At 60.1% G+C, this 14,948-nt stretch carries 11 protein-coding genes; 2 read left to right on the top strand and 9 right to left on the bottom strand.

From position 1 onward, the window contains the following. Positions 1 to 286: 286 nt before the first annotated feature. The 4 genes from C4S72_RS04340 to C4S72_RS04325 form a co-directional block, all read right to left on the bottom strand. Positions 287 to 1,444 (bottom strand): L-lactate dehydrogenase, encoded by a 1,158-nt coding sequence (locus C4S72_RS04340; RefSeq protein ID WP_104001817.1) that lies wholly within the window; start codon positions 1,442 to 1,444, stop codon positions 287 to 289. 42 nt (positions 1,445 to 1,486) lie between these two features. Then, entirely contained in the window at positions 1,487 to 2,419 is a 933-nt protein-coding gene (locus C4S72_RS04335) for a 2-hydroxyacid dehydrogenase (RefSeq protein WP_104001816.1), read from the bottom strand. A 50-nt stretch (positions 2,420 to 2,469) separates the two neighbouring features. Beyond that, positions 2,470 to 3,846 carry a GntP family permease gene (locus C4S72_RS04330; protein WP_104001815.1) on the bottom strand — a complete coding sequence of 459 codons (1,377 nt, stop codon included), beginning with the start codon at positions 3,844 to 3,846 and terminating at the stop codon, positions 2,470 to 2,472. Between the two features lie 158 nt (positions 3,847 to 4,004). Next, positions 4,005 to 5,639 carry a fatty acid--CoA ligase gene (locus tag C4S72_RS04325; protein ID WP_104001814.1) on the bottom strand — a complete coding sequence of 545 codons (1,635 nt, stop codon included), beginning with the start codon at positions 5,637 to 5,639 and terminating at the stop codon, positions 4,005 to 4,007. A 458-nt stretch (positions 5,640 to 6,097) separates the two neighbouring features. On the opposite strand from C4S72_RS04325, the gene C4S72_RS04320 reads away from it, so the two are divergent. Beyond that, a complete protein-coding gene (locus C4S72_RS04320; protein ID WP_104001813.1) occupies positions 6,098 to 7,573 on the top strand; it encodes a coniferyl aldehyde dehydrogenase in 1,476 nt (491 codons plus the stop codon). A gap of 153 nt (positions 7,574 to 7,726) precedes the next feature. Then, positions 7,727 to 8,893, top strand: a complete 1,167-nt coding sequence (locus tag C4S72_RS04315; protein WP_235009043.1) for a glycerol dehydrogenase — start codon at positions 7,727 to 7,729, stop codon at positions 8,891 to 8,893. 305 nt (positions 8,894 to 9,198) lie between these two features. Here C4S72_RS04315 and C4S72_RS04310 read toward each other — a convergent pair whose 3' ends face one another. From C4S72_RS04310 to C4S72_RS04290, 5 genes are all read right to left on the bottom strand, one after another. After that, complete coding sequence (locus tag C4S72_RS04310; RefSeq protein ID WP_104001812.1) at positions 9,199 to 9,990, bottom strand: HpcH/HpaI aldolase family protein; 792 nt, start codon at positions 9,988 to 9,990, stop codon at positions 9,199 to 9,201. Positions 9,991 to 10,073: 83 nt separating this feature from the next. After that, positions 10,074 to 11,936: a dihydroxy-acid dehydratase gene (gene ilvD, locus C4S72_RS04305; protein WP_104001811.1), complete on the bottom strand. Its 1,863-nt coding sequence runs from the start codon at positions 11,934 to 11,936 to the stop codon at positions 10,074 to 10,076. A 9-nt stretch (positions 11,937 to 11,945) separates the two neighbouring features. Continuing rightward, positions 11,946 to 12,737 (bottom strand): 2-keto-4-pentenoate hydratase, encoded by a 792-nt coding sequence (locus C4S72_RS04300; protein WP_104001810.1) that lies wholly within the window; start codon positions 12,735 to 12,737, stop codon positions 11,946 to 11,948. A gap of 37 nt (positions 12,738 to 12,774) precedes the next feature. Continuing rightward, positions 12,775 to 14,316, bottom strand: a complete 1,542-nt coding sequence (locus C4S72_RS04295) for a GMC family oxidoreductase N-terminal domain-containing protein (RefSeq protein WP_104001809.1) — start codon at positions 14,314 to 14,316, stop codon at positions 12,775 to 12,777. Between the two features lies 1 nt (position 14,317). After that, positions 14,318 to 14,884: a gluconate 2-dehydrogenase subunit 3 family protein gene (locus tag C4S72_RS04290; protein ID WP_104001808.1), complete on the bottom strand. Its 567-nt coding sequence runs from the start codon at positions 14,882 to 14,884 to the stop codon at positions 14,318 to 14,320. Positions 14,885 to 14,948 lie beyond the last annotated feature (64 nt).

Genomic DNA, 14,948 nt, shown 5'->3' with positions numbered 1-14,948 from the left:
ATAGGTGGCCTATGGACATGGGGTCAGCCACACTCGGAACTTACCACATTCTCCCTTACCGGCAAACGCAAACGAACAGGGATAGACTACGATATTGATGATGCTAACGGGGAGCCTAGATCAACTCTGTTGTCAGCAAATGACTGCTCATGGACTAAAGACCACCTGGACTGAGTAGCTGCTCATGCCAGCTCTGGGCCAAGAGCCGAACCTCAGATTAAATTAAAAAGGCCGGACGATCCTCATCGATCCGGCCCTTGCTTTAACAGTTCCTCGCTAAGCGACCTCAAACCTCCTCAATCAACTCCCCAGTAATCTCCTCCAACCGGTTCACGCCCATCAGCGCCATGGCGGTTCTGATCTCGCTCTGGAAGTTATTGAGCAAATCATTCACTCCCTGTTCGCCGGCGCCGGCCATGGCGTAGATCCAGGGGCGGCCGATCAGGACGCCGCGGGCGCCCAGGGCGATCGCTTTGACCACATCGATGCCGTTGCGGATACCGCTATCGATATAAACCTCGGTTTGATCGCCCAGGGCCTTGGCGATAGCGGGAAGCTTGGCGATGCTGGACGAGACCGAGTCCAGCTGGCGGCCGCCGTGGTTGGAGACGATCACGCCATCGGCGCCTGCGGCTACCGCTGCCTGGGCATCTCCAACCTCCATCACACCTTTGATGATCAGCTTGCCGGGCCAGATTGTTCTGAGCCATTCGATATCTTTCCAGGTGACGCTGGCGTCGAACTGGCTGTCGATAAAGGCTTTGTATTCGTTCAGATCATCGGGGTTGGGCACCACTTCGCTCAGGTTACCGATCACGTGGGGTTTGCCCTTGATTGCAACATCCATAATCCAGCGCGGGCTGTAGAGCAGCTGCGCGGCCTTGGAGAGTTTGCTGCAAAGATTGGTGCCGAGCATGCCGTTGCGGAAGTCGCGCAGGCGTTTGCCGGGCACCGGCAGGTCTACAGTAAATACCAGGGTGTTTACGCCGGCTGCTTCGGCTCGTTTCAGCAGCGACTGCACTACCTCGCGATCACGCAGCATATAGAGCTGAAACCAGATCGGCTTGCCGGTGGCCTGCACTATCTCTTCCACCGGGCAGATGCCGAGGGTAGAGCAGGTGAAGGGCACTCGGTTGGCGTTGGCGGCGCGCGCGCCCAGGGTTTCGCCACGGCGGGCGAACATGCCCGCCATGCCCACCGGCGCCAGTGTCATAGGCATCGCCGCCTCGAAGCCAGCGAGGGTGGTGGAGGTGTCCACATCATCCACGTTACGCATCACCCGCTGCTTGAGGCGGTAGCGGTCGAAGCCGTTCACGTTATCCGCCAAGGTCTGCTCGGCGTTAGCGCCACCGTCGATATAGTCGAACAGAAAGCGCGGCAGCCTGCGCCGGGCCAGTCGTCGGTAGTCATCCACCGTGACCGGGTTCACATTGAAAATACTCATGGGATCGACCTTCAGTTACGCCAGTCTGTCACCGGCGCCAAATCAGTTGCAGCAATCCTGCGGTGCGCCTTGCTGGATAAACGCAGCAATGTTCACGCAGACCCGGCGCGCCATATCAGCGCGGCACTCCTGGGTGGCGCTGCCGATATGGGCCAGCAGGGTGACGTTATCGAAAGCGGTCAGCGGCGGGCTCACCCGGGGTTCAAACTCGTACACATCGAGACCTGCGCCGCCAAGATGGCCGCTCTCCAGCGCCTTGATCAACGCGGCTTCATCCACCAGCGGTCCGCGCCCGGCGTTGATCAGCACGGCGCCGGGCTTCATCTGGCTGAGCGCTTCGGCATCGATGATATGGCGGGTATTCGGGTTGAGGTCGCAGTTAAGGGAGACGATATCGGCTTCGGCCAGTAGCTGCTCCTTGGTCTCGCAGAAACGCGCACCGAGAGCGGCTTCCGCATCTGGGTTAGGGCCGCGGTTGGTGTAGATAATCTGCATACCAAACCCCTGTGCACGGCGGGCCAGCGCCTGGCCGATGGCGCCCATGCCGATGATGCCGAGGGTTTTGCCATGCACACGAATGCCGGTCTGGCCCATGCCGGAAGCCCAGTCATCGGCGCGCAGGTAACGCTCACTGGCGCTGAGTTTGCGGCAGGTGGCCAGCAGCAGTGCCATCGCGAGGTCTGCGGTATCTTCGGTAACCACCGGCGTATTGCTGACGGCGATACCCAGCTCGCGGGCGGCGGAGAGGTCCACATGATCCACGCCGATACCTATATTGGCGATCAGGCGTACCGATTTCGGCAGTTTGGCCAGCACCTCGCCCTTGATCGGGTCCAGCGGTGTCGCGACGATAATATCGCCTGCGGGGATAGTGTCGGCTTTCAGGTCCACGATCTGCACCTCGCCAAACTGGCCGAGGGCATCAAGCATCGGCTGAGGGAGCGGACGGGTCACGAGAAGGGTTGGCTTACTCATATTGCTATCCTGTTTTTGTTATTTGATGACTGATAACTGGGAGCCGCTGATCAGGCTGATGTGAGTACCAGAAGCGCAATCAACGCCAGGGTCACCAGCACCGGAATCACCACGGTGATGATGCCGATATCCTTGTACGCCTCTTTGTGGGTGAGCCCGGTGATGGTCAGGGTGGCGATCACCGTGCCGCAGTGGGGCAGGGAGTCGAAGCCGCCGCTGGCCATGGTGGCGATACGGTGCAGCACCTCCGGGTTCAGGCCCATCTCGGTATAGGCGGGCGCCATGGTCTGCATGAAGATCTGCAGGCCGCCGGATGCGGAGCCGGTGATCGCCGCCACCAGGCTGACCGACACAAAGGCCGACAGCAGCGGCGGCAGGTTGGATTCCAGCATCAGGGAGGTGAATTCAAGAAAGCCGCTGGTGTGGGTGACGATGCCACCAAAGCCGATCACCGCCGCGGTGTTGATCAGCGGCATGATTGAATCCTGGGCGCCGTTACCCATCACCTGCAGCGACTCACGACGGATATGGCTAAACATCAGCGCTGCCAGAACAGAGCCCGCGATCAGCGCGATGCTGGGCCAGACAATCGGCTGGGCGCTGGCAAACTCGATCAACGTGCGTAGCAGAGACCCTTCATCCAGCGCACCGATATCGATCGACATGCTGATAACGCGGGGCAGAAGGATCAACCCGATCACCACAACCATCGGCAGCAGGGCGAGCTGCCAGGGTGGATATTCACTTTCATCCAGGGAGGAGATGCGATCCATAGAGCCCGGCACAAAGGCTTCGCCGTTGGCGATGGCCAGTTTGCGCTGCCGCTCCAGGTACCAGATCCCGAGGAAAAACATCGCCACGCCGCCTACGGTGCCGATCCAGAACCCGGCGAACAGATCGCTGCCCAGCGCCACCGAGGAGATCACGTTATGGATCGACGGCGTGCCCGGCAAAGTGGTCAGCGTGAAGGTACCGGCGCCGAGGGCCAGGGCACCGCAGAACAACCGCTTGGGAATGTTCGCTTCCTGCAGCAGCTTCAGCCCCAGCGGATAAAGCGCAAAGATCACCACGAAGGCGACAACCCCGCCATAAGTCAGCAGGGCGCAGGCCAGGGTGGTGATCCAGAGTGCGCGGTGCGCACCCAGGCGGTTAATCAACGCCGTGGCGATACTGGCGGCGGCGTGGCTGTCGCCCATCACCCGGCCAAAGATGGAACCCGCGGCAAACAGCAGGAAGAACTTCCCGGCAAAGGTAAAGGCGCCAAGCGGGCCGAAGGCGTAATACTCAGACAGGCTCGGGGCCAGGGGAAGGTCATTGGTCAGTACGACCAGCAGTGAGCAGATCAGCGATGACAGGATGATATTCACCCCGCGCAACGCCAACAGGATCAGCAGCACAACGCCGCCTATCAGTCCGGCATATTCCATTTCTTATTATTCTCCGCAAAGTGCACCCGGCGCCTGAAGCATCAAAGATTCAGGGCCGGGCGAGGAATTGCTTTGCTTTACGCGGGCGTCTGAGGTTCTTTACTGAACCTAGGACACCCTGTTTTCGAGATGAGCTGTGTAGCGCGGTAAGACGGCTATCAGGCCAGCTGGGCGCGGATACGCTTCTTGTCGATCTTGCCGACGCTGGTTTTCGGGATATCGTCCACCAGCTGAATCGCTTTGGGGATCGCCCATTTGTTAATGGTGCCGTCGTCGACAAAGCGCTGCAGATGCTGCTGAATGCTCTCGGCCTCCAGCTGCTCGCGGCGCGGCACTATCATGGCGAAGGGGCGCTCACCCCAACGCTCGTCGGGCACACCGACCACGGTAACCGCGGCCACATCTTCGTGCTGGCTGATCAGGCGCTCTATCTCCAGGGAGGAGATCCACTCACCGCCGGTCTTGATGACGTCCTTGATGCGGTCCTTGATCTCGATGCAGCCATCCGGATGAATGCAGGCGATATCGCCGGTGTGCAGCCAGCCGCCTTGCCAGAGTTCGGCGCCTTTTTCCGGCTCGTTCAGGTAGCTCTGGGTCAGCCAGGGCGCGCGCACCACCAGCTCACCGGCGCTCTTGCCGTCGTTCGCCAGCACCTTGCCTTCCGGCGTCCAGATCTGGATATCGACCAGGTCAGATGGCAGGCCCGCGCGGGTGCGCAGTGCGATCTGCTCCTCCGCCGGCAGGGCGTAGCTGTTTTTGTCCATGCGGGTCATGGACATCAGCGGGCAGGTTTCCGACATGCCGTAGGCGCTGAACGGCTGAATGCCGCTTTCCAGCGCCTGCTTGGCCAGGCCCGGTGTCAGCGCGCTGCCGCCGATAATCACCTGCCAGCCGTTGAAATCGGTATCCGCCGCCTCGCCAGACTGCATCACCATCTGCAGGATGGTCGGCACACAGTGGGAGAAGGTCACGCCTTCCTCGCGGATCAGGCGGGTCAGGTTGTTGGGCTCATAACGGCCCGGATAAACCTGCTGTACGCCCATCATGGTCGCCGCGTAGGGGATGCCCCAGGCATGCACATGGAACATCGGCGTAATCGGCATATAGACGCCTTCATGATCAAGCAGGGCGCTATCGCAGTTGCGGGATTGCAGGGTGTTCACCATGTTCAGCGTGTGCAGCACCAGCTGACGATGTGAGAAGAACACACCCTTGGGGTTGCCGGTTGTACCGGTCGTATAGAAGGTGGTTGCAATGGAGTTTTCATCGAAGTCCGGGAAGTCGTACGCAGTGTCGGCCTTGGCCAGCAGCGCCTCGTATTCACCCAGAGATTCGAAGGAGCAGGCGTTTTCGGGTTGATCGGTTAGCTGGATATAGCCTTTGACGGTTTCCAGCTGATCCTTGATGCCATCGATGATCGGCAGGAAATCATCATGCACCAGCACCAGGTCATCCTCGGCGTGGTTCATGGTGTAGAGAATCTGACCCGGCGACAGACGGATATTCACCGTGTGCAGCACGGCGCCGATCATCGGCACCGCAAAGAAACATTCAAGATAACGATGGCTGTCCCAGTCCATCACGGCGACTGTATCGCCGGGGCCGATACCCGCGGCTTTAAGCGCGTTGGCGAGGCGGCAGATACGCTCGTTGAACTGGGCATAACTGAACCGGTGCTCGCCCGATACGATCTGATGCTCGGTTTCAAACCGCTGGTTGGACTGCAGCAGCTGTTTGATCAGCAGGGGATAGTCGTAAGCGGAATCGGCCGATTGCAGGAGTCTAGTCGCCATGTGAATGTCTCTTTTTAGTTATTTTTACCGGACTTGAGGCCTCTCCCGCCGGGTACGCAGAACGCGGTGCTTAGCTGCACCCTCGCCTGGACAAACCGGGAAAAGAGCTCTTTCAGTGGTAGGAATAGTGCGAGAGGGGCATTCCGGCTGCTTGACATAAGCCGCACCGGCTTTGACAGTTCGCGACGTTCAACTCGTCTTAACTCTTCTTGAATCCCTCTAAATTCAGCCCGGCTTTTTACTGAGAAGTAACGCGATAAAAGGGTGACTCATCGGGGATCTGTGGGCTTCGGCGCGACGTCTTTTGTCAAATCCAAATCGCTAAGTGTCAAGCTGGTGGGTGGGGGCTCTTTTAGGCTGTCAGTGTTTACTAGAAGCCGCTTTTTGGCTGTAGCACTCAGGCAGGCGCTCGCCGTTTCTGCTTGAACCCCGACAGATAAAATAAGATAGAGGTCACCATGACGAGTGCCGCACCGACTATTGCTCAGGAACAGAGAGCCCAGGATCAGAGTACCCAGGCGCAGATCAGCGAGGCGAAAAGCCGCATTGATCGCGTATTTGATAAACAACGCCGCGCCTCCCGCGAGCAGCCCTATCCGAGCTATCAGCAGCGTATCGATGCGCTCAACAAGATCGACAAGCTCCTGATGGAGAACATGGATGCGATCTGTGAAGCGGTGAACGCCGACTTCGGCAATCGCTGCCCGCAGGAAACCAAGCTGCTCGATATTTCGCAGATGACCAGTGCGGTGGCTTACCACAAGAAGCATCTCAAGAAGTGGATGAAGCCGGAGAAGCGTCATGTGGGGCTTAACTTCCTCGGTGCGAAAAACCGCGTCATCCCACAGCCCAAGGGCGTAGTCGGCGTTGTCAGCCCCTGGAACTACCCGTTGGCGCTGGCGATAGGCCCGTCTATCGCGGCACTGGCAGCCGGTAACCGCGTTATCGTCAAGATGGCCGCCAACTCGCAGAACCTCTGCCGCCTGCTGGACAAGCTGGTATCGGCTGAATTCAGCGACGAGCAGTTCGCCGTTATCCCCGGCGTGCGTGCCAGCGAATTTACCGACCGTCCCTGGGACCACTTTGTCTTCACCGGCTCTCCGGCCACCGGTAAAACCGTAATGGAAACCGCGTCCAAGTACCTGACGCCGGTTACCCTGGAGCTGGGCGGCAAGTCACCGACCATCATCGCGCCCGACTACGATCTGCGCACCGCCGCCGAGCGTATTCTCTGGGGCAAGTGCATCAACAGCGGCCAGACCTGTACCGCGCCGGATTACCTGTTCCTGCCGCGCGGCAAGGCGCAGGAGTTTCTCGGCTACGCCCAGGCAGTGGTGAACGAGCGCTATGGCAGTGCAGATTCCCGCGACTTTACCTCGATCATCGATGACCGCTCCTTCGAGCGCATCGTGCAGACCGTTGAAGATGCGACGCAGAAGGGCGCCAAGGCGGTACGTCTGGTTTCCAAAGGCGAGCCCAACGCCAGGGACCGCAAGTACCCGCCCACCGCGGTGCTGGATGTCAGCGAAGAGATGCTGATCATGCGTGACGAGATCTTCGGCCCGCTGCTGCCGATCAAGCTGTACGACAGCCTGGACGAGGTGATCAAGTACATCAACGCCGGTGAGCGCCCGCTGGGCCTCTACCTGTTCAGCAATAACAAGCAGACCCAGGAGAAGGTGCTCTATAACACCCTGTCTGGCGGCGCCTGCATCAACGACACCCTGCTGCACGCAGCCCAGCACGATATGCCGTTTGGCGGCGTGGGTAACAGCGGTATGGGCCATTACCACGGCCGCGAGGGCTTCCTTGAGTTCTCCAAGATCCGTCCGGTTTTCCAGCAGGCGAAAAAGTCCGGCATCCTGATGCTGGCACCGCCTTACGGCGCGCGCTACGAGAAGCTGATGAAGCTGGTGTTCAAGTTCCGCCTCTAATCTGCCCAGAAAGGCCCTGGCGAATGTCGGGGCCTATTCCTTCCATTAATGGCTCCCGCGCCCGTTGTTATGGCCCTCAAACAGCCCATCGTCCGACGTTAGGCCGGTCGATCCGGCGCATTAGAACAGGCGCATTAGAACAGGAGAGCTTTTATGTCCGAACTTTTCATGTCCGAACGCCAAACCGCACAGGTATTTCGTACCACACCGCGCTATGTTCAGGCCCCCGGCCTGATCGAGCGCAGTGCCGACTATCTGGCGCCGCTTAAAGTTAAGCGCTGTGCCGTGCTCTGCACGCCGCGCAGCCAGAAAGGCGAGTGCGCACGTCTGCTCGCAGCCCTCGACAAGAAAGGCATCGACGCCCGCGTCACCACCTTTGGTGGAGAATGCTCTTTTCAGGAGATCGAGGCCCGCACGGCGGAACTGCGTGAGCAGGGCCAACTGGATGCGCTGATCGCCCTCGGCGGCGGTAAAACCCTGGATGCCGGCAAATGCATCGCCGAACGCCTGGAAGTGCCGGTGGTGATCATGCCGACGCTGGCATCCAACGATGCGCCGTGCTCTGCACTGTCCGTGATCTACACCCCGGAAGGCGCCACCGAAACCTACGAGGTGTTCGCCCAGAATCCGGCGCTGGTGATGGTGGATACCGCGATCGTAGCGAAAGCGCCTGTACGTTTTCTCGTCGCCGGTATGGGTGATGCCATGTCGACCTGGTACGAGGCTCGCGCCTGTCATACCAATCCGGCGGGGATGTCGCCCTACGGTGATCGCCCGACGCTGGCCGGTGTCGCGTTATCCCAAACCTGCGCCGATATCCTTTACGCCCATGGCGTGGATGCGCTGGAAGCGGTTAAAGCCGGTCAGCTCAATGCTGCGGTAGAACATGTGGTTGAGGCCAACACGCTGCTGAGCGGTGCAGGCTTTGAGTGCACCGGTGTCGCCGGCGCCCACGCTCTGGCCCAGGCGCTCACGCTGTTGCCAGAGGTGGACCACAACTACCTGCACGGTGAGATGGTGGCGATCGGCACCCTGACCCAGCTGATGCTGGAACAGGATCAGGCGGAAGCCCAGCGCTGTGGCCGTCTATTCGCCCAGGTCGGCCTGCCGATCAACTTCGCCCAGCTGGGAATGTCGCTGAGCGATGAAGCGGCGGTCAATACCCTGATCGAAGCCACACTGGCGTTCCCGTTTATCGGCAATATGGCGGTGGAAGTCACGGCAGACGGCCTGCGCCAGGCGTTTGCCGAGGTAGAGCGCCAGGGTAATGCCCTGATCGAAGAGATGGGCGATCAGCCTTATCGCGATCTGCACGGTTAAGGCCATCGCACTACGAATGAAGCTCCAGCACTTGCACCATTTGGCTGTTTAACAGCCAGCCCAGCTCCTACCTTTGGGGCCATCCGGCCCCATTTTTTTCCTGACCTCTGCCTTCTGACTTTAGCCATCGCTGTATGCACGAATCCACAGCTTGATCGGCTATGCCGATTTCCCTGAGCCAAAGAGATCCATTGTTTGGCTCAGACTCTCTTAAGATTTTTGAGCCATCTATGCGACGACAATAAAAAAGCCATGCTCTGAGAGTCATGGCTTTTGAGGTTGTGCAGTAACCGCCAGCGAATCGATCAGTATCCGCCGCGAGCGGTGGGGGCGTTCTCTGCGTCATCGCCCTTGGCGGTTTGCAGCGCCTGGGTGGCGCCGGCGCGGATAAAGCTGATATCGGTGCCGATTGACGCGAAATCGAAGCCGTTCTTGATCGAGTTGGCTGCCATCTCGGCGTTGTAGCCAAACATGCCACTGGCCAGATTATTGGTTTCGCACGCCTTGAGGATATCGGCGATAGCGGAAACAAACGCCGGATCGGTAAAGCTGCCCGGCGCCAGACCCAGGCCGTAGCAGAGATCCATGGGGCCAACGAACAGGCCATCCACGCCTTCAACGGCGGCGATCTCTTCCAGGTTGCGAAGACCCTCTTCGGTTTCGATCATCACCAGGCAGGCGACCTGGCCGTTGGCGGTGGCCAGGTAGTTCATACCCTCGAGCATCGCATCGCGCATCGGGCCGCAGGAGCGGGTGCCCATCGGCGGATAGCGGCAGGCAGACACGGCACGCCGCGCATCTTCGGCGGTGTTCACCATCGGTACGATCACGCCCTGGGCGCCGACATCCAGCGCCTTGCCGATCTGGTCCGGCTGATTCGCTGCAACGCGCACCAGCGGGGTGGTATCAACGCCGGTGATCGCGGGCAGCAGGCGGGTCAGATCGCTGTAGTCCATCAGGCCGTGCTGCAGATCGAAGCAGATCCAGTCTACATCCATGCGGCTCAGCATCTCGGCCATATGGATATCGGGCAGGTTCGACCAGACACCGAGGCTGGCTTCCTTGGCGCGCCATTTCTTCAGTGCAAGATTAAGCATGGGATGTACTCTCGGAAAACTAAAAATGAGGAAGAAGGTACACAGGGCCGGCCACTAGGGTGAATCGGCCCTGGCAGTGCGGCTTAACCGAAATATTTTTCGATCAGTTCGCGGTTACGCACGCCGCCCTTGTCGGCACTGCTGGCCAGCATGCCGTAGGCCTTGAGCGCCAGGCTGACGCGGCGCTTACGCGGGCCTTCAGGTTTCCAGGCTTTCAGCCCCTTGGCTTCCATCTGCGCGCGACGCTCGTTGAGCTCTTCATCGGAGATCGCCACATCGATGCTGCGCGCCGGGATGTTCAGCTTGATGATGTCGCCATCCTGCACCAGGGCGATGTTGCCGCCACTGGCCGCTTCCGGCGAGGTGTGGCCGATGGAAAGGCCTGAGGTCGCACCGGAGAAACGTCCATCGGTGAGCAGGGCGCAGGATGTGGCCAGCCCCTTGGCCTTCAGCAGGCTGGTGGGCATCAGCATCTCCTGCATACCCGGTCCGCCCTTGGGCCCTTCGTAACGGATGATGACGCAGCTGCCCGGTTTGACTTCATCTGCGCTCAGCGCAGCGAGCGCCGCATCCTGGTCATCGAATACCCGCGCTACGCCCTCAAACACCAGCTGATGCTCGGGCACGCTGGCGGTTTTAACGATGCAGCCATCTTCCGCCAGGTTGCCGAACAGTACCGCCAGGCCACCTTCGGTGCTGAAGGCGTTGTCCAGGCTGCGAATACAGCCGTTTTCACGGTCTGCATCGAGGCTGTCCCAGCGGCAATCCTGGCTGAACGCCTCGGTGGTGCGGATGCCGGCGGGGCCAGCGCGGAAGAAGGTGTGAACCTCTTCATCGTCGGTACGGCAGATATCCCACTTATCCAGCGCTTCAGCCAAAGTGGCGCTATGCACGGTGCTGACCTGGGTGCTCAGCAGCTTGGCGCGGTCCAGCTCACCGAGGATGCCAAACACGCCACCGGCGCGGTGCACATCTTCCATGTAGTAGTCCGCCGTTGCCGGAGATACCTTGCACAGGTGCGGCACTTCGCGGGAGAGGCGGTCGATATCGGCCAGGGTGAAGTCGATCTCGCCCTCCTGGGCCGCTGCCAGCAGATGCAGAATGGTGTTGGTGGAGCCGCCCATGGCGATATCCATGGTCATGGCATTATGGAAGGCGGCGCGGTTGGCGATATTGCGTGGAAGTACCGAATCGTCGTTCTGTTCGTAGTGCCGCTTGGTAATCTCAACGATGCGACGGCTGGCCTGCAGGAACAGCTCACGACGATCCGCATGGGTCGCCAGCATGCTGCCGTTACCCGGCAGCGCCAGGCCCAGCGCTTCGTTCAGGCAGTTCATGGAGTTGGCGGTAAACATGCCGGAGCAGGAACCGCAGGTGGGGCAGGCGTTCTGCTCCATCTCCAGCGCTTTTTCGGCCGGCATATCCTTTTTGAAGCCCGCCACATAGGCATCGATCGGATCGATACGCAGCACCTGCTCCGCCAGCTGTACGCGACCGGCTTCCATCGGCCCGCCGGAGACGAAGATGGTGGGGATATTCAGGCGCATGGCGGCCATCAGCATTCCCGGGGTGATCTTGTCGCAGTTGGAGATACAGATAAGCGCATCGGCGCAGTGCGCGTTGACCATGTATTCGACCGAGTCGGCGATGATCTCCCTAGAGGGCAGGCTGTAGAGCATGCCGTCGTGACCCTGGGCGATACCGTCATCCACGGCGATGCTGTTGAACTCCTTGGCGATGCCGCCGGCGTTCTCGATCTCACGCGCCACCAGCTGGCCGATATCTTTCAGGTGCACATGGCCGGGCACGAACTGGGTGAAGGAGTTGGCCACGGCGATGATCGGCTTGCCGAAATCGCCATCGCATACGCCGGTGGCGCGCCAGAGTGCTCGGGCGCCTGCGGCCTGGCGTCCTTCGGTAGTGGTCTTGGAACGATAGTTAGACATGTAGGCCTCTCACTCAAAGCTCAGTTTTACGTCACCCAGTCCGTTGTCGAAACGGGCGGTCACCTTGTCACCGGGATGAACCGGCAGGGCGCGGGTGCAGGAACCGGAAAAGATCACGTCGCCCGGTTCAAAGGCCACGCCAAACTCAGAGAGCTTGTTCACCAGCCAGGCTACGGCGGTCACCGGGTTGCCGAGCACGGCGGCAGAGTTTCCGGACTCGCGCACTTCGTCGTTGATGATCAGTTCGGCGTTGATATTGCGCACGTCGATATCTTCGAGGCGCACCGGGTTCCCGCCGAGGGCGACCTTGCCGATAGCGGCCAGGTCGGCGATGGTGTCGACCACGTTGATGCCGGGCTCCGGTGCGACGCGGAAGTCGACCACCTCGATGGAGGGCAGGATAAAGTCGGTGGCCTGAATCACTTCGGCGGCGTTAACGTAGGGGCCTTGAAGACGCTTTTTGATCACGAAGGCGATCTCGACCTCCACCATCGGCATGGCAAAGTCATCCCGCAGCAGTGCAGCGCCCTCATTAACAAACATGTCATCGAGAATGGCGCTGTAGTCCGGCTCGGTGGCGCCGATCATCTCCTGCATCGCCTTGGAGGTGAGGCCGATCTTGTAGCCCTTGATCCGGCGGCCCTCATCGACGAACTTCTGCACCACCTTTTCCTGGATGCGGTAGGAGTCTTCCATCTGCATCTCGGGATAGGCTTTGGTCAGTAGTCCAATCTGCTCGCAGCTTTTGAAGCAGCTATGGATCTTGTCGGCGATCGACTGGCGGGTCGTATCGTTCAGCATAAGATGTTCCTTTTTATTCTATTTATCGAGGTAGCGATCAGGCGCCCTGGGCCAGCTTGTGCATCGCCCGGTCTGCCATCACCATGATTGGAATCATCGTGTGGGTGGAGGCGGTGGTCGGCATCACCGAACCGTCGACCACGTAGATGTTGTCCAGGTTGTGCAGCTTCAGGTTCTGGTCCACCACGCCCTGATCGGCGTTCACACCGATACGGCAGCTGCCCTGAACATGGGCAGAGGTGAGCGCGACCAGGCCAGGCTCCAGCGGGAAGTCATCAACGCGAGAGAGCTGATCGGGGCTGGTGATCGAGCCGAACACCGGGCTGTTGCAGTTGATCTCTTTGGCGCCGGCTTCAAACAGGAACTCGGCGGCGGTTTTAAAACCACGCTTGAACCGCTGTTTCCACTCGGCGGTAAGGCTGTACTGGATCTTCGGCTTGACGCTGCCATCCGCCGCCCATTCCCAGTCGAGTGAGCCACTGGGCTGATCTGGCACCAGCAGGGCGGAGTAATGGGTGCTGGGGAACTGCTCCATCATCCGCTTGTGATCCAGGCCGATCTTATTGGAGAACTGGGCGAAGACACCGGCCATGCCACCGACACCTTCCATGCGAAAGCCACCCAGACCATGTTCGGCGTGGTTGTCATCGAACTCACTCATGTAGATCGACTGGGGCGCGCCACGCCAGGAGGTCATCTTGTCTTCATCGGGGAAGGTGGCGGAGAGTCCGATCTGCGGCTGCAGCGAGATATTCTTGCCGAGCTGCGGCAGACCCTTGTCGAGCCCTGAGCGCTTTAGGATCGCCGGGGTATGCACCGTACCCGCCGCCATAATGATGCGCTCGCAGTCGATCTCTACCGGGTGGCGGAAACGACGCGTACCGCGTTCAACCACGCTGGCGTGGATGCGGTAACGGTTATCGGAGATCGGTTCGATTCGGTCAACGCGCACATCGGTGTAGATGCGCGCACCCAGATCGGAGGCCATCGGCAGGTAGGTGAGGTTGGTGCCCTGTTTGGCGTCGTAGGCGCAGCCCTGGAAACAGTAACCGCTGCCGATACATCCCTTGCGGTTGGAGTTGAACACGCCAGCTTTGTAACCCAAGCGGTTGGCGGTCTCCAGCAGCACCTTGTTGTTGCGGTTGAGGATCTTCTCCTCAAGGCGATGTACGTTCAGCGTTTTGTAAACGCGCTCGTAGGAGGCCGCCAGGTTATCTTCGGTAAGTTCGTTAAGGCCGAACTTCTGCTGCCAGTGGTGCAGCACTTCCGCTTCGATGGGCGTAGCGTCGGCGGTGTTGATCACGGTGGAACCGCCAAAGGTGGAACCCTGCCAGACGTAGATCAGACCATCGGTGGTCATCTGGCGACCGGCGCTGCGGTAGAGCGCCGGCATCATGTCCTCTTCACGCTGGTTGAAGTCCTTGGCCTGAAAGTAGCCACCTTCTTCCAGGACAACCGTATCCAGACCGGCAGACGCCATATGGTAGGCCGCCACACCGCCACCCGCGCCGGAGCCGACAACCACGGAGTGGGTCTTCAGCTTGAGCGGGGAAAATATCTCGTGACCTTGAATAATCATCTCAATCCCTCACCTGCGGATAGACCGGCTTGCCGCGCTTGACCAGCGGGCCGTCGTAGTTGAACTGCGGCCAGGCCTGCTCGTCGGTATAGAAATAAAACATGCTGATTCCGCGCAGGGCGGCGAACACCGCGGTGGCATCGCCACCGGCATCACGCAGGGTCAACAACAGGGATTCGCGCTGTTCCTGGGGCATGGCGCTAAACGGGCCATCGACCCCGATCAGCCGCGGCGCCAGGTGCTCAAGGAACATCAGCGCGCCACGCAGCCCCTGCAGCAGTTCGGTATCTTCCGGCTCCAGGTAGGTATCGATGCGGGCGGCCAGGTCCACATCCAGTGCACCCAGCGGGAAGGCGCCATCACGCGGAATAAGGGTATCGGTCACCACGGAAAGGATGCGGTAGTCTTCAGCGTTCAGAAGCTTGAGGACCGGCGCATCGCCAGTAGAGGTATCGGCGAAGGCGGCCGTACTGATCGCCGGCGCGGCTGCCAGGGCTCCCAGTGCCAACAGCGAACGCTGCAGGAACAGCCGGCGCGTGGCCGACGGTAGTGTCGAGTTGTTACCCATCGTTCTTAGCCTTGTTTTAGTTATGGTCTAAGTAGCTGGATCGTTGAGACAGAAGGAGCTGTCG

This window comes from Marinobacterium lutimaris (genome assembly GCF_900108065.1).
GTDB classification, from domain to species: Bacteria; Pseudomonadota; Gammaproteobacteria; order Pseudomonadales; family Balneatricaceae; genus Marinobacterium_D; species Marinobacterium_D lutimaris.
This window is presented reverse-complemented; position numbering and strand designations above follow the sequence as displayed.